At 60.3% G+C, this 20,757-nt stretch carries 20 protein-coding genes; 18 read left to right on the top strand and 2 right to left on the bottom strand.

Annotation, left to right across the window (positions count from 1 at the left end):
- Nucleotides 1-14 precede the first annotated feature (14 nt).
- From lpxD to C8C98_RS01545, 11 genes are all read left to right on the top strand, one after another.
- Complete coding sequence (gene lpxD, locus C8C98_RS01595; RefSeq protein ID WP_121455953.1) at nt 15-995, top strand: UDP-3-O-(3-hydroxymyristoyl)glucosamine N-acyltransferase; 981 nt, start codon at nt 15-17, stop codon at nt 993-995.
- Nucleotides 996-1,011: 16 nt separating this feature from the next.
- Nucleotides 1,012-1,452, top strand: coding sequence for a 3-hydroxyacyl-ACP dehydratase FabZ (gene fabZ / locus C8C98_RS01590; protein WP_099741694.1), 441 nt, complete (start codon nt 1,012-1,014; stop codon nt 1,450-1,452).
- Nucleotides 1,453-1,463: 11 nt separating this feature from the next.
- Nucleotides 1,464-2,252, top strand: a complete 789-nt coding sequence (gene lpxA, locus C8C98_RS01585) for an acyl-ACP--UDP-N-acetylglucosamine O-acyltransferase (protein ID WP_121452859.1) — start codon at nt 1,464-1,466, stop codon at nt 2,250-2,252.
- A gap of 10 nt (nt 2,253-2,262) precedes the next feature.
- On the top strand, nt 2,263-3,420 hold the full coding sequence (gene lpxB, locus C8C98_RS01580) for a lipid-A-disaccharide synthase (protein ID WP_121455952.1): 1,158 nt from the start codon (nt 2,263-2,265) through the stop codon (nt 3,418-3,420).
- Entirely contained in the window at nt 3,392-4,045 is a 654-nt protein-coding gene (gene rnhB, locus C8C98_RS01575) for a ribonuclease HII (protein ID WP_121452858.1), read from the top strand. Before lpxB ends, rnhB begins: the two co-directional genes overlap by 29 nt.
- Complete coding sequence (locus C8C98_RS01570) at nt 4,042-4,821, top strand: RNA methyltransferase (protein WP_121452857.1); 780 nt, start codon at nt 4,042-4,044, stop codon at nt 4,819-4,821. Before rnhB ends, C8C98_RS01570 begins: the two co-directional genes overlap by 4 nt.
- A gap of 210 nt (nt 4,822-5,031) precedes the next feature.
- On the top strand, nt 5,032-6,204 hold the full coding sequence (gene carA / locus C8C98_RS01565) for a glutamine-hydrolyzing carbamoyl-phosphate synthase small subunit (protein ID WP_121452856.1): 1,173 nt from the start codon (nt 5,032-5,034) through the stop codon (nt 6,202-6,204).
- Nucleotides 6,205-6,232: 28 nt separating this feature from the next.
- Nucleotides 6,233-6,646, top strand: a complete 414-nt coding sequence (locus tag C8C98_RS01560) for a hypothetical protein (protein WP_099656194.1) — start codon at nt 6,233-6,235, stop codon at nt 6,644-6,646.
- 10 nt (nt 6,647-6,656) lie between these two features.
- Nucleotides 6,657-9,923: a carbamoyl-phosphate synthase large subunit gene (carB, locus tag C8C98_RS01555; protein ID WP_121452855.1), complete on the top strand. Its 3,267-nt coding sequence runs from the start codon at nt 6,657-6,659 to the stop codon at nt 9,921-9,923.
- Between the two features lie 219 nt (nt 9,924-10,142).
- On the top strand, nt 10,143-10,619 hold the full coding sequence (gene greA / locus C8C98_RS01550; RefSeq protein ID WP_099656192.1) for a transcription elongation factor GreA: 477 nt from the start codon (nt 10,143-10,145) through the stop codon (nt 10,617-10,619).
- A 16-nt stretch (nt 10,620-10,635) separates the two neighbouring features.
- Nucleotides 10,636-11,100 (top strand): DUF4149 domain-containing protein, encoded by a 465-nt coding sequence (locus C8C98_RS01545; protein ID WP_121455951.1) that lies wholly within the window; start codon nt 10,636-10,638, stop codon nt 11,098-11,100.
- A 108-nt stretch (nt 11,101-11,208) separates the two neighbouring features.
- Here the strand turns inward: C8C98_RS01545 and C8C98_RS01540 are convergent, their stop codons facing one another.
- Together C8C98_RS01540 and C8C98_RS01535 are read right to left on the bottom strand one after the other, a co-directional pair.
- Nucleotides 11,209-11,958, bottom strand: a complete 750-nt coding sequence (locus C8C98_RS01540) for a glycosyltransferase (protein ID WP_121452854.1) — start codon at nt 11,956-11,958, stop codon at nt 11,209-11,211.
- A 5-nt stretch (nt 11,959-11,963) separates the two neighbouring features.
- Nucleotides 11,964-12,437 carry a YhbY family RNA-binding protein gene (locus C8C98_RS01535; protein ID WP_099656190.1) on the bottom strand — a complete coding sequence of 158 codons (474 nt, stop codon included), beginning with the start codon at nt 12,435-12,437 and terminating at the stop codon, nt 11,964-11,966.
- A gap of 32 nt (nt 12,438-12,469) precedes the next feature.
- Between C8C98_RS01535 and C8C98_RS01530 the strand changes: the two genes are divergently transcribed.
- The 7 genes from C8C98_RS01530 to C8C98_RS01500 all read left to right on the top strand — a co-directional run bounded on the left by C8C98_RS01530 (nt 12,470) and on the right by C8C98_RS01500 (nt 20,622).
- Complete coding sequence (locus tag C8C98_RS01530) at nt 12,470-13,132, top strand: RlmE family RNA methyltransferase (RefSeq protein ID WP_121452853.1); 663 nt, start codon at nt 12,470-12,472, stop codon at nt 13,130-13,132.
- A 239-nt stretch (nt 13,133-13,371) separates the two neighbouring features.
- Complete coding sequence (ftsH, locus tag C8C98_RS01525; RefSeq protein WP_121452852.1) at nt 13,372-15,291, top strand: ATP-dependent zinc metalloprotease FtsH; 1,920 nt, start codon at nt 13,372-13,374, stop codon at nt 15,289-15,291.
- Between the two features lie 97 nt (nt 15,292-15,388).
- Nucleotides 15,389-16,252, top strand: coding sequence for a dihydropteroate synthase (folP, locus tag C8C98_RS01520; RefSeq protein WP_121452851.1), 864 nt, complete (start codon nt 15,389-15,391; stop codon nt 16,250-16,252).
- 42 nt (nt 16,253-16,294) lie between these two features.
- On the top strand, nt 16,295-17,629 hold the full coding sequence (glmM, locus tag C8C98_RS01515; protein WP_121452850.1) for a phosphoglucosamine mutase: 1,335 nt from the start codon (nt 16,295-16,297) through the stop codon (nt 17,627-17,629).
- A 190-nt stretch (nt 17,630-17,819) separates the two neighbouring features.
- Entirely contained in the window at nt 17,820-18,656 is an 837-nt protein-coding gene (locus C8C98_RS01510; protein ID WP_121452849.1) for a GNAT family N-acetyltransferase, read from the top strand.
- Nucleotides 18,656-19,540: a UDP-2,3-diacylglucosamine diphosphatase gene (locus C8C98_RS01505; protein WP_121452848.1), complete on the top strand. Its 885-nt coding sequence runs from the start codon at nt 18,656-18,658 to the stop codon at nt 19,538-19,540. Before C8C98_RS01510 ends, C8C98_RS01505 begins: the two co-directional genes overlap by 1 nt.
- A complete protein-coding gene (locus tag C8C98_RS01500; protein ID WP_121452847.1) occupies nt 19,537-20,622 on the top strand; it encodes a glycosyltransferase family 1 protein in 1,086 nt (361 codons plus the stop codon). The genes C8C98_RS01505 and C8C98_RS01500 overlap by 4 nt, the downstream gene beginning before the upstream one ends.
- Nucleotides 20,623-20,757 lie beyond the last annotated feature (135 nt).

The raw sequence follows: 20,757 nt of genomic DNA, 5'->3' as shown, positions 1-20,757 counted from the left end.
CGGGTGGTCGGCGCGTGAGCTTGCTTCTTGGGCAGATGGTGGATGCACTGGGCGGCTCGCTCGAAGGTGGGGGGCGGGACACCGCCATCCACCGGATCGCGCCGCTGGAGGTTGCCGGCCCGGGTGACATCAGTTTTCTGAGTCACCCGCGCTACCAACAACAACTGGCCGCCTCTCAGGCGGCCTGTGTCATTGTGGCGCCAGCCATGCGCGAGGCCGCCTTGGCGCGCGGCGCCTGCATCGTGGTGGACAACCCCTATGTCTACTTTGCCAGGGCCACCCAGCTGTGGAAGCAGCAGCACGCGCCAGCGCGTCCGGCGGGTATTCACCCCAGCGCGGTGGTGGATCCCACGGCTCAAATTCACCCCACCGCCACCATCGGTCCGCTGTGTGTGGTTGAGCGTGGTGCTGTGGTGGGGGCGGGCACGGTGCTTACCTCTCGGATCACGCTGGGCGAGAACTGCCGTGTGGGTGCGCGTTGTCTGCTGCACCCCGGTGTGGTCATTGGAGCCGATGGCTTTGGATTTGCGCCTTCTCAAGGCACCTGGGTCAAGATTGAGCAACTGGGTGCAGTGCAGATCGGGGACGACGTGGAGATTGGTGCCAACACCTGCATTGACCGTGGCGCACTGCAAGACACCGTGATCGAGGACGGCGTGAAGCTCGACAACCTGATCCAGATTGGGCACAACGTGCGCATTGGTCGCCACGCGGCCATGGCCGGGTGCGTAGGGGTGGCCGGCAGCGCCACCATTGGCGCCCACTGCACCGTGGGCGGCGGTGCCATTGTGCTGGGCCACTTGGAACTGGCAGACAATGTGCACGTCTCTGCAGCCACGGTGGTCACGCGCTCGCTGTCGCGCCCTGGTCAATACACTGGCATGTTTCCCATAGACGACAATGCGAAGTGGGAAAAGAACGCTGCAACACTCAAACAACTGCACAGCTTGCGTGAGCGCGTCAAGGCGCTGGAGCAAGCTCTCAAAGCAGCATGAACGGAAGAACAATTCGATGATGGATATCCACGCAATTCTCAAGCAACTGCCCCACCGTTACCCGTTTCTACTGGTGGACCGCGTGCTCGAGCTCGAGCGCAATGAGCGCATTCTGGCCATCAAGAATGTGACTTTCAACGAGCCTTATTTCATGGGGCATTTCCCAGGCCGCCCTGTCATGCCCGGAGTGCTGATTCTGGAAGCGCTGGCACAGGCCGCGGGCCTGCTTGCTTTTGATGCCATGGGCCAGGTGCCTGACGAAAACAACATCTACTACTTTGTTGGCATTGATGGCGCCCGCTTCAAGCGCCCGGTGGAGCCTGGTGACCAACTGCACCTGGAGATCAAGATCGATCGCGTGCGCGGTGGCATCTGGAAGTTCAAGGGCGTGGCCCGCGTGGGCGAAGAAGTGGCCTGCGAGGCTGAGTTGATGTGCACCATGCGTGCCGTGGGCTGATGTGACCGATCGTGAGCAATATCCACGCAACTGCGGTCGTCGATCCAGCCGCCTGTATTGACCCGACGGCGACCATTGGGCCTTATGCGGTCATTGGCCCGCAGGTCTCGATTGGTGCGCGCACGGTGGTGGGTGCCCATTGCGTGATCGAGGGGCACACCACGATTGGCGAGGACAACCGGATTTTCCAGTTTGCCTCGCTCGGGGCGCAACCCCAGGACAAGAAGTACGCGGGCGAGCCCACTGAACTGCTCATTGGCCACCGCAACACCATCCGCGAGTTCTGCACCTTCAACACCGGCACCGTGCAAGACCGTGCCGTGACCCGTGTGGGAGATGACAACTGGATCATGGCCTACGTGCACATTGCGCACGATTGCCAGGTGGGCAACCAGACCACGCTGGCCAACAACACCACCTTGGCGGGCCATGTGGATGTGGGTGACTGGGCCACGGTGGGCGGCTTGACCGGGGTGCTGCAGCGCATGCGCATCGGTGCGCACACCATGGTGGGCTTTGCCAGCCATATCGGCAAGGATGTGCCTCCGTTCATGGTGGTCGATGGCAACCCACTGGCCGTGCGCGGTGTGAACCTGGTAGGTTTGCGCCGCCGCAGCTTTTCCGATGAGCGCATTGCGGCCATCCGTGAAATGCACAAGCTGCTGTACCGGCAGGGGCTGACGCTGGAGCAGGCACGTGAAGCGATCTTGGCGCTGCCCTTGCAGATGCCGCAGGCGCGGGACGATGTGGCGTTGATGGACGCCTTCATCGCCAGCTCTGCAGCTGGCATTGCCCGTTGAGCGCGTGCTGATGCAATCTTCTCCTCGCATCGCAATGGTGGCGGGCGAGGCCTCTGGCGACTTGCTTGCAGGCCTGCTGTTGGATGGCTTGCAGGCCCAGTGGCCCGACCTCCAATCCAAGGGCATCGGCGGCCCGCACATGGCGCGCCGGGGTTTTGAATGCTTGTGGCCCAGTGAAAAGCTGGCCGTGCATGGCTACAGCATGGAGGTGCTGCGCCGGCTGCGTGAGTTGCTGGGCATCCGCAAGCAACTGCGTGAGAGGCTCCTGCGCGAGCGCCCTGGCGTCTTCATCGGCGTGGATGCTCCTGATTTCAATCTGGGGCTGGAGGCTGACTTGCGGGCGGCGGGCATCAAGACCGTGCATTTTGTCTGCCCCTCCATTTGGGCCTGGCGTGCCAACCGGGTCGAGAAAATCCGCCGCAGTGCCGACCATGTGCTGTGCATTTTTCCGTTTGAGCCGGCGCTGCTGGCAAAGCACGGCATTGCGGCCACCTATGTGGGCCATCCCCTGGCCAGCGTCATCCCTCGGGTGCCTGACCGGGCCGCGGCACGCGCTGCGCTGGGGTTTGCGGATCATGACGAGATCCTGGCGATCCTGCCTGGCAGCCGTTCGTCCGAGGTGCAGTACATTGCGCCGCCCTTCTTTTCGGCTGCAGCGCTTATCCATCAAGCGCGACCAGCTACTAAATTCATAGTGCCAGCGGTGCCGCTGCTGCAAGGGCGCATTGAGCAACTGGTGCGTGCTGCCGGGCTCGAAGGGGTGGTGCGTGTTGTCACGGGCCAATCGCACACCGTGTTGGCCGCCTGCGATGCCACCTTGATCGCCAGCGGTACCGCTACGCTGGAGGCTGCTTTGTTCAAGCGCCCCATGGTCATTGGCTACCACATGCACCCGCTGAGCTGGTGGCTGATGCGCCGCAAGCAATTGCAGCCCTGGGTGGGTTTGCCCAATATTTTGTGCGGCGAGTTTGTGGTGCCGGAGCTGATCCAGGATGCCGCCACCCCCCAAGCGTTGTGCGCGGCCACACTGCAATGGCTGCAGGCCAAAGAGCAGCAACCTGAAAAGATCCACGCGCTGGAGCAACGCTTTGATGCCCTGCATGAAAGCCTGCAGCGCAACACCTCTGAACTGGCCGCCGATGCGATCCAAAAAGTCCTCGCATCCTGACGCCTTTCCTGAGCAAGCCAGCCTGCCGTGGCACCCGCCCGGGCTGGTGGCGGGGGTGGATGAGGCTGGGCGCGGCCCGTTGGCCGGGCCTGTGGTGGCGGCGGCCGTCATCCTGGACGACCTGCGCCCGATTGCGGGCTTGGCCGACTCGAAAAAGCTCACTGCCGCCCGGCGCGAAAAACTGTTCGATGAAATCCGTGCCAAAGCCTTGTGCTGCAGCATTGCGCAGGCCAGTGTGGAAGAGATCGACCAGCTCAACATCCTGCAGGCCACGATGCTGGCCATGCGCCGTGCCGTCATGGGCTTGCGGCTCAAGCCGGTGATGGTGCTGGTGGACGGCAACCGCATCCCGCAGCTCGATATCCCGGCGGAGGCCATCGTCAAAGGCGATGCGCTGGTGCAATCCATTTCCGCGGCGTCCATTTTGGCCAAGGTGCACCGTGACCGCTGGTGCGCCGAGGTGCATGGGCAATTTCCCGAGTACGGGTTTGCAGGGCACAAGGGCTACGGCACGGCCGTGCACATGGCCGCCTTGAAAGAGCACGGGGCCTGTGTCCACCACCGCCGCTCGTTTGCGCCCGTAGCCCAGGTGCTGGCGGGCCTCCCTGAAAAAACCATCGCATGACCTCTGCTGCTGTCACCCTCATCCAGTCCCGTGACAACGCCCTGATCAAGGACTTGCGCCGCCTGGCGCAAGACACCACGGCCTACCGCAAACAAGGCCGCGTGTGGCTGGAGGGCGACCACCTGTGCCGCGCGGCGCTGGACCGCTCCATTCGCCCCTCCATGGCGGTATTTTCAGAGTCTTTTTGGCCCCAATGGCAATACGATAAAGCGCTGGCAGCTATCAAAATAATAGTGATTCCCGATGCCTTGTTCAAAGACATCAGCGGGCTGGAGTCTCCGGCCGGCATGGGGTTCTTGTGGGACATGCCAGCGGCACAGCCCTTGGACCCTGCCGCTGCCACGGTGGTTCTGGACCGGGTGCAGGACGCGGGCAATGTGGGCTCCATCTTGCGCAGCGCTTCGGCCTTTGGCTTTCGCCAAGTGCTGGCCATCAAGGGCAGCGCGGCCCTGTGGTCGCCCAAGGTGCTGCGTGCGGGCATGGGCGCCCATTTCGCGCTCAGTTTGGTCGAAGGTGTGAGTGAGCAGGATCTGGACGCCTTGCAGGTGCCGCTGGTGGTGACCAGCTCCCATGGCGGCAGCTATCTGCACCAAGCGGCCTTGCCCTGGCCTTGTGCCTGGGTCATGGGGCACGAAGGGCAGGGCGTTGCTGCGTCGCTGGAATCCCGGGCCGCCTTGCGCATCCGCATTGCCCAACCGGGGGGCGAGGAGTCTTTGAACGTGGGTGCTGCCGCAGCCATTTGCCTGCATGCCAGCGGTGCCATGCGCTCCGCGTAAGCGAGCGCTTAGCCCTGTGTCTGCCAACCATGTTGCGGTGCATCATTTTGCATCGTGGTTTTCACACGATGCGGGTATAATCGGGGGCTTTTCTCGCAACAGCGTCGCCCGACCGCACCCAAAGCAATAACCCATCTGAGAGCAGCCACTGGCACTCGCCTTGCGAGTGGCCTGCAGGCGCCGGGCGACCGTAACCATCCGGAGAACCCAGTGCTTTTGTCTATCCAGGGAACCTTCCCGCCCGCCATCCTGGCGCTCGCAGACGGCACGGTCTTTATCGGCAATTCGATTGGTGCCACTGGCACCACCGTCGGCGAAGTGGTTTTCAACACCGCTATCACCGGCTACCAGGAAATCCTCACAGACCCCAGCTACTGCCAGCAGATCGTGACGCTCACGTATCCGCACATCGGCAACTACGGTGTCAATGCCGAGGACGTCGAAGCCGACAAGATCTACGCCGCAGGTCTCATCATCAAAGACTTGCCTTTGCTGTCCAGCAACTTCCGCGAGACCGAAACGCTCTCGCAGTATCTGGTCCGTGAGAACACGGTCGCCATCGCCAACATCGATACCCGCAAGCTCACCCGCCTGCTGCGCAGCAAGGGCGCGCAAAACGGTGCGATCGTTGGTTTGGCTGTCGGCCAGTCGGTGACGCAAGCGCTGATCGATGAAGCGCTTGCCAAAGCCAAAGCAGCCCCCAACATGGCGGGCCTGGACCTGGCCCAAGTGGTGACCACGGCCACCCGCTACGAGTGGACCCAGACCGAGTGGAAGCTGGGCTCGGGCTACGGCGAACTCACCGCCCCCCAGTTCCACGTGGTGGCTTACGACTTTGGCGTCAAGAAAAACATCTTGCGCATGCTGGCTGAGCGCGGTTGCAAGGTCACCGTGGTGCCCGCCAAGACGCCCGCAGCCGACGTGCTGGCCCTCAACCCCGATGGCGTGTTCCTGTCCAACGGCCCCGGCGACCCAGCCCCTTGTGACTACGCCATTGCCGCAGCACGCACCTTGATGGACAGCGGCGTGCCCACGTTCGGTATCTGCCTGGGCCACCAGATCATGGCCCTGGCCTCAGGTGCCAAGACTTTCAAGATGGCCAACAGCCACCATGGTGCCAACCACCCCGTGAAAGACCTGGACACGGGCCGCGTGAGCATCACCAGCCAGAACCATGGCTTTGCGGTGGACATGGAGTCGTTGCCCGCCACGCTGCGCCCTACCCACATCAGCCTGTTCGATGGCACGCTGCAGGGGCTGGAGCGCACCGACAAGCCCGCGTTCTGCTTCCAGGGCCACCCTGAGGCTTCGCCCGGTCCGCACGACATCGCCTACCTGTTTGATCGCTTCACCCGCGCCATGCAGGCAGCGAAAGCTGCGTAAGAAGCTCGTTTCGAGAAGGTCCTGCCCCATGAAATTGTTCAGTTTCCCCGCAGCCTCGCTGGAAAAAGCGATCCACAAGCGTGTGCTCACCTTGCCTTCGCCCCACAAAGAGTGGTTTACCGAGCGTTGGCAGCAAAAGCCCTACAAAAAGGCGTTCATTGAAAACAAGGCCATGCCGTTGGTGACCCTCGTGGCCAAGGGCAAAACCTGGGATGACGCCACGTTTGCCGAGGCAATGCAGGACTGGGATGTGACGTTTTATGAGGCCGAAGCCGAAGTGCTGCGCCCGCTGATTCAAGGCGATGGTCTGTTGCAGCTGATGCAAAAGAACCTGCCCCCAGAGCGTGTGCAGGCCCTTCTCGACAAGCTGACCCTGCGGCGCGACGCGATTGCCGCCGCCCCATCCTCCAGCCCCCAGGCAGCCGAACCTACGATCGACTGATCGACGCACTATGCCAAAACGTACCGACATAAAAAGCATCCTCATCATTGGCGCCGGCCCGATCATCATCGGCCAGGCCTGTGAATTCGACTACTCCGGCGTACAGGCCTGCAAGGCCCTGCGCGAAGAGGGCTACAAGGTCATCCTGATCAACAGCAACCCCGCGACGATCATGACCGACCCGGCCACGGCCGACGTGACCTACATCGAGCCCATCACATGGCAGACGGTCGAGAAGATCATCGCCAAGGAGCGCCCCGACGCCATCTTGCCCACCATGGGCGGCCAGACCGCGCTCAACTGCGCACTGGACCTGTGGCACAACGGCGTGCTCGACAAGTACAAGGTCGAGCTCATCGGTGCCACTCCCGAGGCCATCGACAAGGCCGAAGACCGCCTGAAGTTCAAGGACGCCATGACCAAGATCGGTCTGGGCTCCGCGCGCTCCGGCATTGCCCACAGCATGGACGAAGCCTGGGCCGTGCAAAAGAGCGTGGGCTTCCCCACCGTGATTCGCCCCAGCTTCACACTGGGTGGCACGGGCGGTGGTATTGCCTACAACCCTGAAGAGTTCGAGACTATCTGCAAGCGCGGCCTGGAAGCTTCGCCCACCAACGAGCTGCTGATCGAAGAGTCGCTGCTCGGCTGGAAAGAGTACGAGATGGAAGTGGTGCGCGACAAGGCGGACAACTGCATCATCATCTGCTCGATTGAAAACTTGGACCCTATGGGTGTGCACACGGGTGACTCGATCACCGTGGCCCCTGCCCAGACGCTGACGGACAAGGAATATCAAGTCCTTCGCAATGCGTCCCTGGCTGTGCTGCGCGAAATCGGCGTGGACACGGGCGGCTCCAACGTGCAGTTCTCGATCAACCCTAAGGACGGCCGCATGGTCGTGATCGAGATGAACCCGCGTGTGTCGCGTTCGTCGGCACTGGCCTCCAAGGCCACAGGTTTCCCCATCGCCAAGGTGGCGGCCAAGCTGGCTGTGGGCTACACGCTCGATGAGCTCAAGAATGAAATCACGGGCGGCGCCACGCCCGCGTCGTTCGAGCCCTCGATCGACTATGTGGTCACCAAGATCCCGCGTTTCGCGTTCGAAAAATTCCCCACGGCCGACAGCCGCCTGACCACTCAGATGAAGTCTGTGGGTGAAGTCATGGCCATGGGTCGCACCTTCCAGGAATCCTTCCAAAAAGCCCTGCGCGGCCTGGAAGTTGGCGTGGACGGCATGAACGAAAAGACCCAGGACCGCGAAGTGCTCGAAAAGGAACTGGGAGAGCCTGGCCCTGAGCGCATCTGGTATGTAGGTGATGCCTTCGCCATGGGCTTGTCGGTGGACGAAGTGTTCGAGCTGACCAAGATCGACCGTTGGTTCCTGGTACAGATCGAGCAGATCGTGAAGATCGAGCTGGACATCGACAAGCTGGTCGCCGAAAAGGGTGATGGTGCTCTGGCGGCACTGGATGCTGGAACGCTGCTCACGCTCAAGCAAAAAGGTTTTTCTGACCGTCGCTTGGCCAAGCTGCTCAAGACCACGGAGAAGGCCGTGCGCGAAGCCCGCCGTGCGTTGAAAGTGCGCCCCGTGTACAAGCGTGTGGATACCTGCGCGGCCGAGTTCGCCACGAACACCGCGTACCTGTACTCCACCTACGAAGTGGCCACCCATGGTGGTGTTGCCGAGTGTGAGTCGGAGCCTACGAACAACAAGAAGATCATGGTGCTCGGTGGCGGTCCTAACCGCATCGGCCAAGGCATCGAGTTTGACTACTGCTGCGTGCATGCCGCGCTCGCCATGCGCGAGGACGGCTATGAAACGATCATGGTCAACTGCAACCCTGAGACCGTCTCGACCGACTACGACACCTCCGACCGCCTGTACTTCGAGCCCGTGACGCTCGAAGACGTGCTGGAGATCGTGGACAAGGAAAAGCCGGTCGGCGTGATCGTGCAGTACGGCGGTCAGACGCCTTTGAAGCTCGCCCTGGGCCTCGAAGCCGAAGGCGTGCCGATCATCGGCACCACGCCCGACATGATCGATGCGGCCGAAGACCGCGAGCGTTTCCAAAAGCTGCTGGGTGACCTGGGACTGCGCCAGCCGCCGAACGCCACGGCCCGTACCGAGCCCGAGGCCCTGGAAAAAGCCGCCGCCCTGGGCTACCCCCTGGTGGTGCGCCCCAGCTATGTGCTCGGTGGCCGTGCGATGGAAATCGTGCATGAGCAACGCGACCTGGAGCGCTACATGCGCGAGGCCGTCAAGGTGAGCAACGACTCGCCCGTGCTGCTCGACCGCTTCCTCTCCAACGCCATCGAGTGCGATGTGGACTGCGTGCGCGACTCTGCAGGCGTCACCTTCATTGGCGGTGTGATGGAGCACATTGAGCAGGCTGGCGTGCACAGCGGCGACTCCGCCTGCTCGCTGCCTCCGTACTACCTGTCGCAGCCGACCATCGACGAGATCAAGCGCCAGACCGCCGCCATGGCCGAAGGCCTGAGCGTGGTGGGCCTGATGAACGTGCAGTTCGCCATCCAGGAAGTTGATGGCAAGGACGTGATCTACGTGCTTGAAGTGAACCCGCGCGCCTCGCGCACGGTGCCCTTCGTGAGCAAGGCTACGGGTATCCAGTTGGCCAAGGTTGCTGCACGCTGCATGGCTGGCCAGACGCTGGCCTCGCAGGGCATCACCAAGGAAGTGACCCCGCCGTACTTCAGCGTGAAGGAGGCCGTGTTCCCCTTCGTGAAGTTCCCCGGCGTGGACACGATTCTTGGCCCCGAGATGAAGTCCACCGGCGAAGTCATGGGCGTGGGCAAGACCTTCGGCGAAGCCTTCGTGAAGAGCCAGCTCGGCGCGGGTACCAAGCTGCCCACGTCGGGCAAGGTATTCCTCACGGTGAAGAACGCTGACAAGCCGCGTGCGGTCGACATCGCCCGCCAACTGGTGGCGCTGGGCTTTGAGTTGGTGGCAACCAAGGGCACTGCCGCTGCGATTGCCGAAGCTGGCGTGCCTGTGGGCGTGGTGAACAAGGTGACCGAAGGTCGCCCGCACATTGTGGATGCGATCAAGAACAACGAGATTGTCATGGTCATCAACACGGTGGAAGAGCGCCGCAATGCGATCGCCGATTCGCGTGCGATCCGCACCAGCTCACTGCTGGCCCGCGTGACCACCTTCACCACCATCTTTGGTGCCGAGGCGGCTGTGGAGGGTATGAAATACCTCGACAAGCTCGATGTGTATTCGGTGCAGGAACTTCACGCCCAATTGGCGGCTTGAGGCTCCCCGATCGCTTTGTTTGAGGGTGGCCCGAGCCATCGCAAAAGCGGCATAATCGGCCTCTGACCAGACACCGCCGCGCGGCAACGTGCGGCGGTTTCCTTTTGTAGGGTCGTGAATGCGGTGTGTCTGCGAAGCAGCACCGACCGACCTCACATCGACCCAATGGCTGCAGCCCTGTGGCGCTGCAGTTGTCCTGATTTATGGAGAGTGACACGAATGGCCACCATTCCAATTACCAAGCGCGGCGCTGAAATACTCAAGGAAGAGCTGCATCGACTCAAGACCGTGGAGCGCCCCTCGGTGATCACTGCGATTGCAGAAGCCCGTGCCCAGGGCGACCTGAGTGAAAACGCAGACTACGACGCAGCGAAAGACCGCCAGGGTTTTATAGAAGGACGCATTCAGGAGATTGAAGGCAAGCTCTCTGTGGCCCAGGTGATTGACCCTAGCGCCGTCGATGGCGGCGGCAAAGTGGTGTTTGGCGCTACGGTGGAATTGGAAGACGAAGAGTCTGGCGATTTGGTGAAGTACCAGATCGTGGGTGAAGATGAGGCCGATCTGAAGAAGGGGCTGATCAACATCTCCAGCCCTATTGCTCGTGCATTGATTGGCAAGGAAGAGGGCGACACCGCTGAAGTGCAAGCCCCTGGCGGTATCCGCCGCTATGAGGTGGTGGCTGTCAGCTACCTGTGATCAGGGATTGACCACCATGCCTGGGTGTATTCCCCTGCTGGCTGCTGCCTTGTGGTGGGGCAGCCTGTCCACCGTTGGCTTGTTGGTGGTGCCTTTGCTGTTCGCCCACCTTCCATCGCCTGCCATGGCAGGGGGCATGGCTGCCCAGCTGTTTGCCGCACAGACCTGGGTGTCTGTCGGCTGTACCTTGCTGTTGCTTTTGGTGTCTAGGCCAAAGGGGTCTGTAGCGCAATACCAATGGGCGCAAGCAGCTATGATTTTTATAGTGGGTGGCATGTTGCTGGCGCTGCTGTCCCAGTACGGTGTGGCGCCACGCATTGTGGCGCGGCAGGACTTGCGCCTGTGGCACAGCGTGGGGTCGGTGATGTTTGCGCTTCAGTGGGTGTGTGCCTTGGTGGTTTTGCTGCACATGCTGCCGAAGTCTCAGGCCTTGGTGCCGTCAGAAGTCGATGGCGTGGATGGACCTGCGCAGGGCGCTTGAGTACCGTTTGCGCTGTTTTTGCTGGGCCAGTTTGCAGTGGCATTGCGCAGCCCACAGCCATAAAAAAACCCGCTGGATGCGGGTTTTTTATGGCTGTGGGGTACTGGATTATTCTTTCCAGTGCTCTGCCACCCACGTGGCGGGGCGTATGTAGCGAAAGCGCCGATTGCGTCGGCCCGCCAGGGCATCGGGTGGGTTGCACTCGCCGTGAAAAATCACCACACGTGCATCGGCCGGCACAAATGGGGCTTTCCAGTAGTTGGTAGGCCAGGCTGGAATGCCGTGGTATTTAAAGCTGGGGCACCAGCTGGCAGGCCAGTATTGCAACTTGCCTTGCTTGTGCAGAAAATCCGACAGATAAGCCTGCTCATTGCGAAACTGTTGCCGAATCTCGGCAAAGTGACCGCGAAAGTACTCCAGTACGTCGGGGTGGGCACCCAGTTCAAAGCGGTATACCGACGAGTTGCCCGTGACGCGCCAAGGCCGCTTGTAATCGTGAATGATCAAAAATTCGCCTGGCTGGGTGAAGAAGTCATCCAGGCTGCCGGTCACCACCACGTCCACGTCCAGGAACAGCGCCGTGCCTTTGAGTCCGTGCAGGTCCGCGCTGAACGTCACCAGCTTGGTCCAGCCCCGCTCGGGGATGCCGGGCGGCAAATCCAGAGGGGGAATCGGCAGGCACTGCACCTCGTTTCGGATACCGGTGTTATCGTCGGTCAAGCAGACAAACCGGAAGTCGCCAGTGAGGTGGCGCCGCACCATGGCGTAGAGGCGGTTGACGTACTCGGGGCCGTATTTCTTGCCCCATTTCATGCAGATGATGTGGCGTTCGCGCCCGGTGTCTCCGTGTCCTGGCATCGGGATCAGTCAGCCTGGCGCTTTTTGATGGACTTTTGCTTGGGCTTGGCACGCTTGATCTGGCCGCCGGACGTCAAGCGCTGGTTGCCTAAAACGCGCAACTGCTTGATTTCAGGGCGTTGGCCGCCGCGTTTGCTGAACTTGAGCACCTTCACATCGCGAGGGCCTGGCATGCGGTCCTCGTCGATCGCACGCTCTTTGGCAGGCATCGGGCGCCACAGCACCAGCAGTTTGCCGATGTGCTGGATCGGGGCGGCATTGAGTTCTGCCGCCACTTCTTGGTAAATGAGTTCGCGAGCGACCCGGTCATCACCGAACACGCGGACCTTGATCAGTCCGTGGGCGTTGAGCGCCGCGTCGATTTCTTTTTTGACCGCAGGGGTCATGCCGTCTCCACCGACGAGGACCACAGGGTCCAGATGGTGGGCATTGGCGCGGTGTTCCCGGCGCTCTGCGGGAGTCAATTGAATTTGGGGCATGGCCGTATTATCGAGGCAGGAAGAAAAACACAATGAAAGTAAAAACCCAAAGCAAGAAGGTCAACAAGGCATGGCTCAACGACCATGTCAACGACACCTACGTCAAGTTGGCCCACAAAGAGGGTTACCGCGCCCGCGCCGCCTACAAGCTCAAGGAAATTGATGAGCAGCTGGGGTTGATCAAGCCAGGCTACACGGTGGTCGATTTGGGCTCCACCCCCGGAGCCTGGAGCCAGTATGTGCGCCGTCGTCTGTCTCCGTCGGGGGCGGCTGCAGGGCAGCTCAATGGCAGCATCATCTCGCTGGACATCTTGCCCATGGAGCCTATTGAGGGCGTGACCTTCTTGAACGGCGATTTTCGCGAGCCTGAGGTCTTGGCGCAACTGGAACAGGCACTGGACGGTCGGGTGGTGGATGTCGTGGTGTCAGACATGGCGCCCAACCTCTCTGGCATCGAATCTGCCGACACTGCCCGTATTGCGCACTTGGTGGAGCTGGCGGTGGAGTTCGCCTGTGCCCATTTGAAGCCTGATGGCGCTTTGGTGGTCAAGCTGTTTCACGGCAGTGGCTACAGCGACTTGGTGAATTTGTTCAAACAGACCTTCAAAGTCGTCAAGCCCCTCAAGCCCAAAGCCTCGCGCGACAAGTCGTCGGAGACTTTTCTGGTTGGCATGGGGCTGAAGGCCAAGCCGTAATCGGATGGCGGTTCCGTAGGCGTTCGCTTAAAGTCTGCGGGGCTCCCGCACTGCTCTCGGAGGTGAAATTTCTTGATGCGAGTCAATTTTGGTCTGTGACAACCCCTCCATCCCCCGTGGAGTCCATGGGCACTAGGGGGAATAAGGCTGGCTCTGTGGCTTGAAAGACCTAAAATCACCCAAAGCTATAGCCTCAATGGGCATGTAGCCATTTTTCTCCCTTGTAACTGGAGTTCCGCTTGAACAATCAGTGGTTTTCGAAATTTGCCGTGTGGCTGGTCATTGCCATGGTGTTGTTCACGGTGTTCAAACAGTTTGACACCCGCGGCAGCGGTGGCGCTACGACCGTCGGGTACTCCGAGTTCCTAGATGAGGTTCGCAATAACCGCATCAAGAGCGCCGTGATTCCTGAAGGGTTGAGTGGCGGTGAAATCATCGCCACCACCAACGATGATCGGAAGATCCGTACGAACGCATCGGTGCTGGACCGTGGCTTGGTGGGCGACCTGATCGAGCACAAGGTCAAGTTTGACGTGAAGCCGCGTGAAGAAGGCTCCTTGCTCATGACCTTGCTGGTCAGCTGGGGCCCCATGCTGCTGCTCATTGGTGTGTGGATTTATTTCATGCGCCAGATGCAAGGTGGTGGCAAGGGCGGTGCCTTCAGCTTTGGCAAGAGCAAAGCCCGAATGCTGGACGAAAACACCAATCAGGTGACTTTTGCCGATGTAGCGGGCTGCGATGAAGCCAAGGAAGAAGTCAAGGAAGTGGTGGACTTCCTCAAAGACCCGCAAAAGTTCCAGAAGCTGGGTGGGCGCATTCCCCGTGGTCTGCTGCTGGTAGGCCCTCCAGGTACTGGCAAGACATTGTTGGCCAAGTCCATTGCTGGCGAGGCCAAGGTACCGTTTTTCAGTATCTCTGGTTCTGATTTCGTGGAAATGTTTGTGGGCGTGGGTGCTGCCCGCGTGCGCGACATGTTTGAGAACGCGAAGAAAAATGCGCCTTGCATCATCTTCATTGACGAAATTGACGCGGTGGGCCGCCAGCGCGGTGCGGGCCTGGGCGGTGGTAACGACGAGCGTGAACAGACCCTCAACCAGATGCTGGTGGAGATGGATGGTTTTGAAACCAACCTTGGTGTGATCGTGGTGGCTGCCACCAACCGCCCAGACATTCTGGATGCCGCCTTGCTGCGCCCCGGTCGCTTTGACCGTCAGGTGTATGTGACGTTGCCCGATATCCGGGGCCGTGAGCAGATCCTCAATGTGCACATGCGCAAAATTCCGGTGGGGCAAGATGTGGCGCCTGGCATCATCGCCCGCGGCACGCCTGGCATGAGCGGCGCTGACCTGGCCAACCTGTGCAACGAAGCCGCCTTGATGGCCGCCCGACGCAATGCACGCACGGTGGAGATGCAGGACTTCGAGAAGGCCAAGGACAAAATCTTGATGGGCCCAGAGCGTAAGAGCATGGTCATGCCTGAGGAAGAACGCCGCAATACGGCTTATCACGAGTCTGGCCATGCACTGATTGGTAAGCTGCTGCCTAAATGCGACCCTGTGCACAAGGTCACCATCATTCCCCGTGGCCGCGCCCTGGGTGTGACCATGAGCCTTCCTGCGCAAGACCGCTATAGCTACGACCGCGAGTACATGCTCAACCAGATCAGCATGCTGTTTGGTGGCCGTATTGCGGAAGAGGTGTTCATGAACCAGATGACCACGGGTGCCAGCAACGACTTTGAGCGAGCCACACACATTGCACGTGACATGGTGACCCGTTATGGCATGACGGAGGCTCTGGGCCCCATGGTGTATGCCGAAAATGAAGGTGAAGTCTTCTTGGGTCGTTCCGTGACCAAGACGACCAGCATGAGCGAGCAAACGATGGAAAAGGTGGACGGTGAGGTCCGCCGTATCATCGATGAGCAATACAACCTGGCCCGCCGCTTGATCGAAGAGCACAGCGAAAAAATGCATGCCATGGCGAAGGCTTTGCTGGATTGGGAAACCATCGACAGTGAGCAATTGGACGACATCATGGCAGGCAAGGAGCCCCGCCCTCCGAAGGACTGGACTCCCCGCACCCCGTCCTCCGGTGGCGATGGCTCCAGCGGTGGTACACCCGCTGTGGCGGCAGATACTGCACCCACAGCGGCCTGACCTGCAGGCTTTTGAATGAAAGAACGGGGCGCATGCCCCGTTTCTTTTTTGCATTCCTCGCGTTTTTCGCAGGAAAACCACAAGCACCCCGGATCACATGGATTGGCAAACTTCAAGGTTCTCTCTTGCTCTGGACAAGCCCCTTGTCATGGGCATCGTCAATGCCACGCCTGACTCCTTCTCAGACGGTGGTCAACACCTTGATACGTCCAGTGCTTTGCGCCATTGCGAGCGCTTGATTCGCGAGGGGGCGGATATCCTGGACATTGGGGGCGAATCTACCCGTCCAGGCAGCCCCGCTGTCGGGCTTGAGGAGGAGTTGGCCCGTGTACTTCCCGTGGTTCGAGAGGCGGTGTCTTTGGGCGTTCCTGTTTCTGTGGATACCTACAAGCCCCAAGTCATGCGGGCCGTTCTTGACTTGGGCGCAGACGTCATCAACGACATCTGGGCGCTACGGCAGCCGGGGGCGCTGGCCGTGGTGGCCACCCACCCCTCTTGCGGTGTATGCCTCATGCACATGCACCGTGATCCGCAAACCATGCAGGTGTCTCCCATGTCAGGAGAGATCGTGCCGCAAGTGAGAAAATTCTTGCAAGAATCGGCCGCCAGTTTGCGAGCGTCCGGAGTGCAGCGCGAGCGCATTGTGCTGGACCCGGGCGTGGGTTTTGGCAAAACGGTAGAGCAGAATTTTGCCTTGTTGTCCCACCAGTCTGAGCTGCTGGCCGATGGCTACCCATTGCTGGTGGGGTGGTCTCGCAAATCGTCGCTGGGGGCTGTGACAGGTTTGGATGTGGATGCCCGCATGGTCCCCAGCGTGGCTGCTGCCTTGCTGGGGGTAGAGCGGGGGGCTCGCATCGTTCGCGTACACGACGTGCGAGAGACGGTGGCGGCCTTGGCAGTGTGGCGGGCTGCGAGCCAAGGTCTGCAGCCCGATCTGCGCGATGGGCTGGCAACACCATGAGGCGTTGGATACGTCTTCGTTAACGATTGGAGATTGAGAGACATGACCCGCAAGTATTTCGGCACAGATGGCATTCGAGGCACGGTGGGGCAGTACCCCATCACTCCAGATTTTGTGTTGCGCTTGGCCCATGCCGTGGGACGCGTCTTGCGTCGCACAGAAGACCGCCCCACCGTGTTGATTGGTAAAGACACGCGTATTTCTGGATACATGCTGGAGAGTGCCTTGGAGTCAGGGTTCAACTCCGCTGGGGTCGATGTGGTGCTGCTCGGGCCGCTGCCCACGCCTGGGGTGGCGTACCTGACCCGGGCTCAGCGAGCCAGCTTGGGTGTGGTGATCAGTGCAAGCCACAACGCCTATCCAGACAATGGCATCAAGTTTTTCAGTGCCCAAGGAACGAAATTGCCAGATGCTTGGGAGCAGGCGGTTGAGGCCGCGTTGGACGAGACACCGGTCTGGGCCGATTCTTCCAGCTTGGGTAAAGCACGTCGGTTGGATGATGCGGCAGGGCGCTACATTGAGTTCTGTAAAAGCACTTTCCCTCAAGACCTGACCTTGCGTGGGCTCAAGATCGTGGTGGATGCGGCGCACGGCGCGGCCTACCAAGTGGCTCCCAAGGTATTCCATGAGCTGGGCGCAGAAGTGCTGTCCATTGGCTGCGCACCGGATGGCCTGAACATCAACCATGAGGTGGGCGCCACACACCCCGAAGCTCTGGTGCGCTCTGTGCGTGCCAACCGCGCTGACTATGGTGTAGCGCTGGACGGCGATGCGGATCGCTTGCAAATGGTGGATGCGGCAGGGCGCCTCTATAACGGCGATGAGTTGCTGTATCTGATGGCTGCCGACCGCATGGGGCGTGATGAACATGTGCCGGGTGTTGTGGGTACATTGATGACCAACATGGCGGTGGAGGTGGCGCTCAAACAGCGCGGCGTTCGCCTGGAGCGTGCCAAAGTGGGCGACCGCTATGTACTGGAAGAACTGGCCAAGCACCGCTGGACATTGGGTGGCGAAGGCTCTGGCCATTTGCTGGCACTGGACAAGCACACTACGGGGGACGGCCTAGTGAGCGCCCTGCAAGTGCTTCAAGCCTGTGTGCGCAGCGGCTCCAGCTTGCCGCATTTGCTCAAGGACCTGGTGTTGTTTCCGCAGGTGTTGCTGAACGTGCGCCTCACACCTGGGCAAGACTGGAAGGGCAATGCCCTGTTGTCCGAAGCGATTGGGCAAGTGGAGGCCGAGCTGGGCGAGACAGGCCGGGTACTGATCCGCGCCAGCGGGACCGAGCCTCTGCTGCGTGTGATGGTGGAGGCGCGAGACGAGGACCAGGCCAATCGCTGCGCTCAAAAATTGGTTGACGCGGCGCGGGCCGGTTGACTGGTGGCTCCTGCGGCCATCCACCTTTGACTCAGATGTCAATGGGTCATGGCCTGATGGCCGTGTGTCATGAATTCGCCTTGGCATTGCAACGCCAGTGTCATTGGGTTCTTTCAAACTTCCAGAAAATGGACCAGGTTGAGGTGTTTGCCTGGCTCCAGATTCTTGGGTTGAACGAAGGAGCCTATTCATGCAAGAGCCCACCCATGGCGGTTTATCCCCCGTTATAGAGTCTGTACATGGCGCCACCGAGCGCTCGTCTGCGCCTGGGGGCGTCTGGGGCGCTGGCAGGCCAGTCCAGGCGGGCATTCAGGTCCGCTGGGCTCGCCATCTGGACGAAGTCAGGCAGGCACAAAGACTGCGTTTCGAGGTCTTTGGCCTTGAAATGGGTGCACGTCTGTCGACTCCAGTGCCGGGTCACGACATTGATCTGTTCGATGACTATTGCGAGCATCTCTTGGTGCTTGATGAGATGAGCCAGGCAGTCATCGGAACCTACCGGGTCCTGACGCCCGCCCAGGCCCAGCGCGTTGGGGGCACTTACAGCGACACGGAGTTTGATCTCACACGTTTGCGTGGGCTACGGTCAAGGATGGTGGAGTTGGGGCGCAGTTGCGTGCACCCGGCACATCGCACTGGCGGTGTGATCATGGCTTTGTGGGGCGCGTTGGCCGATTTCATGGTTCGCAATCAGCTCGACACCATGATCGGTTGCGCCAGCATCCCCATGCTGCACAACGGTGTGGTCAGTGGCGACGTGGCTGCCAGTATCTGGGAGCAGCTTCGCCAAACCCACCTTGCGCCCATTGAATACCACGTACGTCCCCGCCTTCCTCTGCCTGTGGAGCAGCTCGACAATTCGGTATTGGCCGAGCCACCAGCCTTGATCAAAGGCTATTTGCGCCTGGGTGCCCGTGTGTTGGGCGCACCCGCATGGGATCCCGATTTCAACACCGCAGATCTGCCCATGTTGATGCGTCTGGCAGATTTGCATCCCCGCTATCGCAAGCACTTTCTGGGGGCTTGATGCGGGCCGCGCTGGATGCTTCCGGTGCGTGGGGTGGTATGAACCTGCCTTTTCTTCCACCCGAAGCGCAAGCCGTTGATACAGACAGCCCGGAGGCGGAGTCTCATCCCAAGTACCGGGCCATTTTTATCTCGGATTTGCATTTGGGAACTCCAGGCTTCCAGGCTGCTGCACTGCTGGATTTTCTGCGTCACCACTCCAGCGACTCGCTGTATTTGGTGGGGGACATTGTGGATGGTTGGCAACTCCGCCGCCGCTGGTTTTGGCCCCAGTTGCACAACGACGTGGTGCAGAAATTATTGAGAAGTGCCCGCAAAGGTTGTCGCATCGTCTTTGTTCCGGGTAACCACGACGAGTTTGCAAGAGCATTTGAAGGGCATTCCTTTGGGGGAATCCACGTGCAAACCGAAGCAGTACACACCACAGCCGATGGGCGAAGGCTTTGGGTGGTCCATGGGGACTACTTCGATGGCGTCATCCAATGCGCCAAATGGTTGGCCTACCTGGGGGACAACCTGTATGAATTGACCCTCAAACTCAACCGGCACCTCAATCGCTTGCGCGCGCGCATGGGGCTGCCCTACTGGTCGCTTTCTGCCTATCTCAAAGGCAAAGTCAAAAAGGCATTGAACTACGTGACTGATTTTGAGAACGCCGTGGCGGCTGAAGCCCGTCGCAGGGGGCACCAGGGCGTGGTGTGTGGCCATATCCACCGGGCAGAGATGCGCGAGATCGACGGTATTTTGTATTGCAATGATGGTGATTGGGTGGAGAGTTGCACGGCTTTGGTTGAGCACCGCGATGGGCGCTTGGAAATCGTGCATTGGCATGGAAATGCGTCGCCCCGCGTGTTGGAGCCCCTAGGGCAGCAGGTGGCCGCATGAAAATTGCCCTCGTCACCGATGCATGGCAGCCCCAGGTCAATGGCGTTGTGACAACGCTGGTGGAACTGGTGCAGCAACTGGAGTCGCGTGGACACCAGGTGATGGTCATACATCCAGGGCTGTTTCGCACCCGTCCCTGTCCTGGCTATGCGGGCATTGATTTGGCGGTACGGCCATTCAAAATGTTGACAGGCTTGTTGGCTGATTACCAGCCCGATGCGATTCATCTGGCCACGGAAGGTCCTCTGGGCTGGGCTGCTCGCAAATATTGTTTGCGGCACCGCTTGGCGTTCACCACCGCCTTTCACACACGGTTTCCAGAGATTCTGCAAGCGGCGCTGCGCATTCCGCTGGCTTGGGGGTATGCCCTTTTTCGCCATTTTCACCGACCGTCTTCAGGGGTGATGGTGCCGACGCGAGATGTGATGAATATGCTGGCCCAACGTGGCTTTCGCAACTTGCGCAGGTGGACCCATGGGGTGGACACTCAGGCATTTCAATTTGAAGCCGTCACAAAGCCTTGTCATGTGACAGGGGCATTGGCGCATCCCGTCAGTCTGTATGTCGGTCGTGTTTCCTACGAGAAAAATATTGAGGCCTTCCTGCAAATGCAGATGCCTGGGACCAAGGTGGTCTGCGGGGTTGGGCCGCTGGAAGCAGGGCTGAAGGCGCGGTTTCCCCACGTTCGCTGGTTGGGAATTTTGGACAGGCCCACGCTGGCGCAGGTCTATGCAGCGGCTGATGTATTTGTTTTTCCCAGCCGCTCTGAGACTTTTGGCTTGGTGATGCTGGAAGCCATGGCTTGTGGCACTCCGGTTGCTGCGTTTCCTGTCGAGGGGCCTATGGAGGTGCTGGGTGCGCATGACGGTGCTGCAGCCCAGGGTGGTATGCTGGATGAAGACCTTTTGTCGGCTTGTCAGCAAGCCTTGCGCATCCCTCGGCATGAGGCGCGTCAGCGTGCACTGGCATTTACCTGGGGTTCGGCTGCGGATCAGTTTCTCGGCCATCTTGTGCCGGTCAATCGCTTTGTGACACCGCATAAGGTGGTGCAAAAAACTGTCACATCACTGTCATCTGAATAGCAAATACTGCGCGTCTGATTGTGACTTTGATTGCGCCTCTCATGCTGCCCTTGCCTTTGGACAAACCGCTGACCGATGCTGTTGTTGAGGGTGCTGGAGAGTCTGGTACTCCTGACGATTCTGGAGCTTTGCGGT

It is taken from the genome of Acidovorax sp. 106, assembly GCF_003663825.1.
GTDB lineage: Bacteria > Pseudomonadota > Gammaproteobacteria > Burkholderiales > Burkholderiaceae_C > Acidovorax.
Note: the sequence above shows the minus strand (reverse complement) of the source record. Positions and strands in the feature narration are given on the sequence as shown.

Excerpts from the sequence above, each read along its gene's own strand:
- C8C98_RS01510 (WP_121452849.1), top strand. The coding sequence starts at position 17,820 with ATGCAAGAGCCCACCCATGGCGGTTTATCCCCCGTTATAGAGTCTGTA.
- lpxB (WP_121455952.1), top strand. The coding sequence starts at position 2,263 with ATGCAATCTTCTCCTCGCATCGCAATGGTGGCGGGCGAGGCCTCTGGC.
- C8C98_RS01505 (WP_121452848.1), top strand. The coding sequence starts at position 18,656 with ATGCGGGCCGCGCTGGATGCTTCCGGTGCGTGGGGTGGTATGAACCTG.
- folP (WP_121452851.1), top strand. The coding sequence starts at position 15,389 with ATGGATTGGCAAACTTCAAGGTTCTCTCTTGCTCTGGACAAGCCCCTT.
- fabZ (WP_099741694.1), top strand. The coding sequence starts at position 1,012 with ATGATGGATATCCACGCAATTCTCAAGCAACTGCCCCACCGTTACCCG.
- C8C98_RS01540 (WP_121452854.1), bottom strand. The coding sequence starts at position 11,958 with ATGCCAGGACACGGAGACACCGGGCGCGAACGCCACATCATCTGCATG.
- carB (WP_121452855.1), top strand. The coding sequence starts at position 6,657 with ATGCCAAAACGTACCGACATAAAAAGCATCCTCATCATTGGCGCCGGC.
- C8C98_RS01570 (WP_121452857.1), top strand. The coding sequence starts at position 4,042 with ATGACCTCTGCTGCTGTCACCCTCATCCAGTCCCGTGACAACGCCCTG.
- glmM (WP_121452850.1), top strand. The coding sequence starts at position 16,295 with ATGACCCGCAAGTATTTCGGCACAGATGGCATTCGAGGCACGGTGGGG.
- C8C98_RS01500 (WP_121452847.1), top strand. The coding sequence starts at position 19,537 with ATGAAAATTGCCCTCGTCACCGATGCATGGCAGCCCCAGGTCAATGGC.
- C8C98_RS01535 (WP_099656190.1), bottom strand. The coding sequence starts at position 12,437 with ATGCCCCAAATTCAATTGACTCCCGCAGAGCGCCGGGAACACCGCGCC.
- greA (WP_099656192.1), top strand. The coding sequence starts at position 10,143 with ATGGCCACCATTCCAATTACCAAGCGCGGCGCTGAAATACTCAAGGAA.
- C8C98_RS01530 (WP_121452853.1), top strand. The coding sequence starts at position 12,470 with ATGAAAGTAAAAACCCAAAGCAAGAAGGTCAACAAGGCATGGCTCAAC.
- rnhB (WP_121452858.1), top strand. The coding sequence starts at position 3,392 with ATGCGATCCAAAAAGTCCTCGCATCCTGACGCCTTTCCTGAGCAAGCC.
- C8C98_RS01545 (WP_121455951.1), top strand. The coding sequence starts at position 10,636 with ATGCCTGGGTGTATTCCCCTGCTGGCTGCTGCCTTGTGGTGGGGCAGC.
- C8C98_RS01560 (WP_099656194.1), top strand. The coding sequence starts at position 6,233 with ATGAAATTGTTCAGTTTCCCCGCAGCCTCGCTGGAAAAAGCGATCCAC.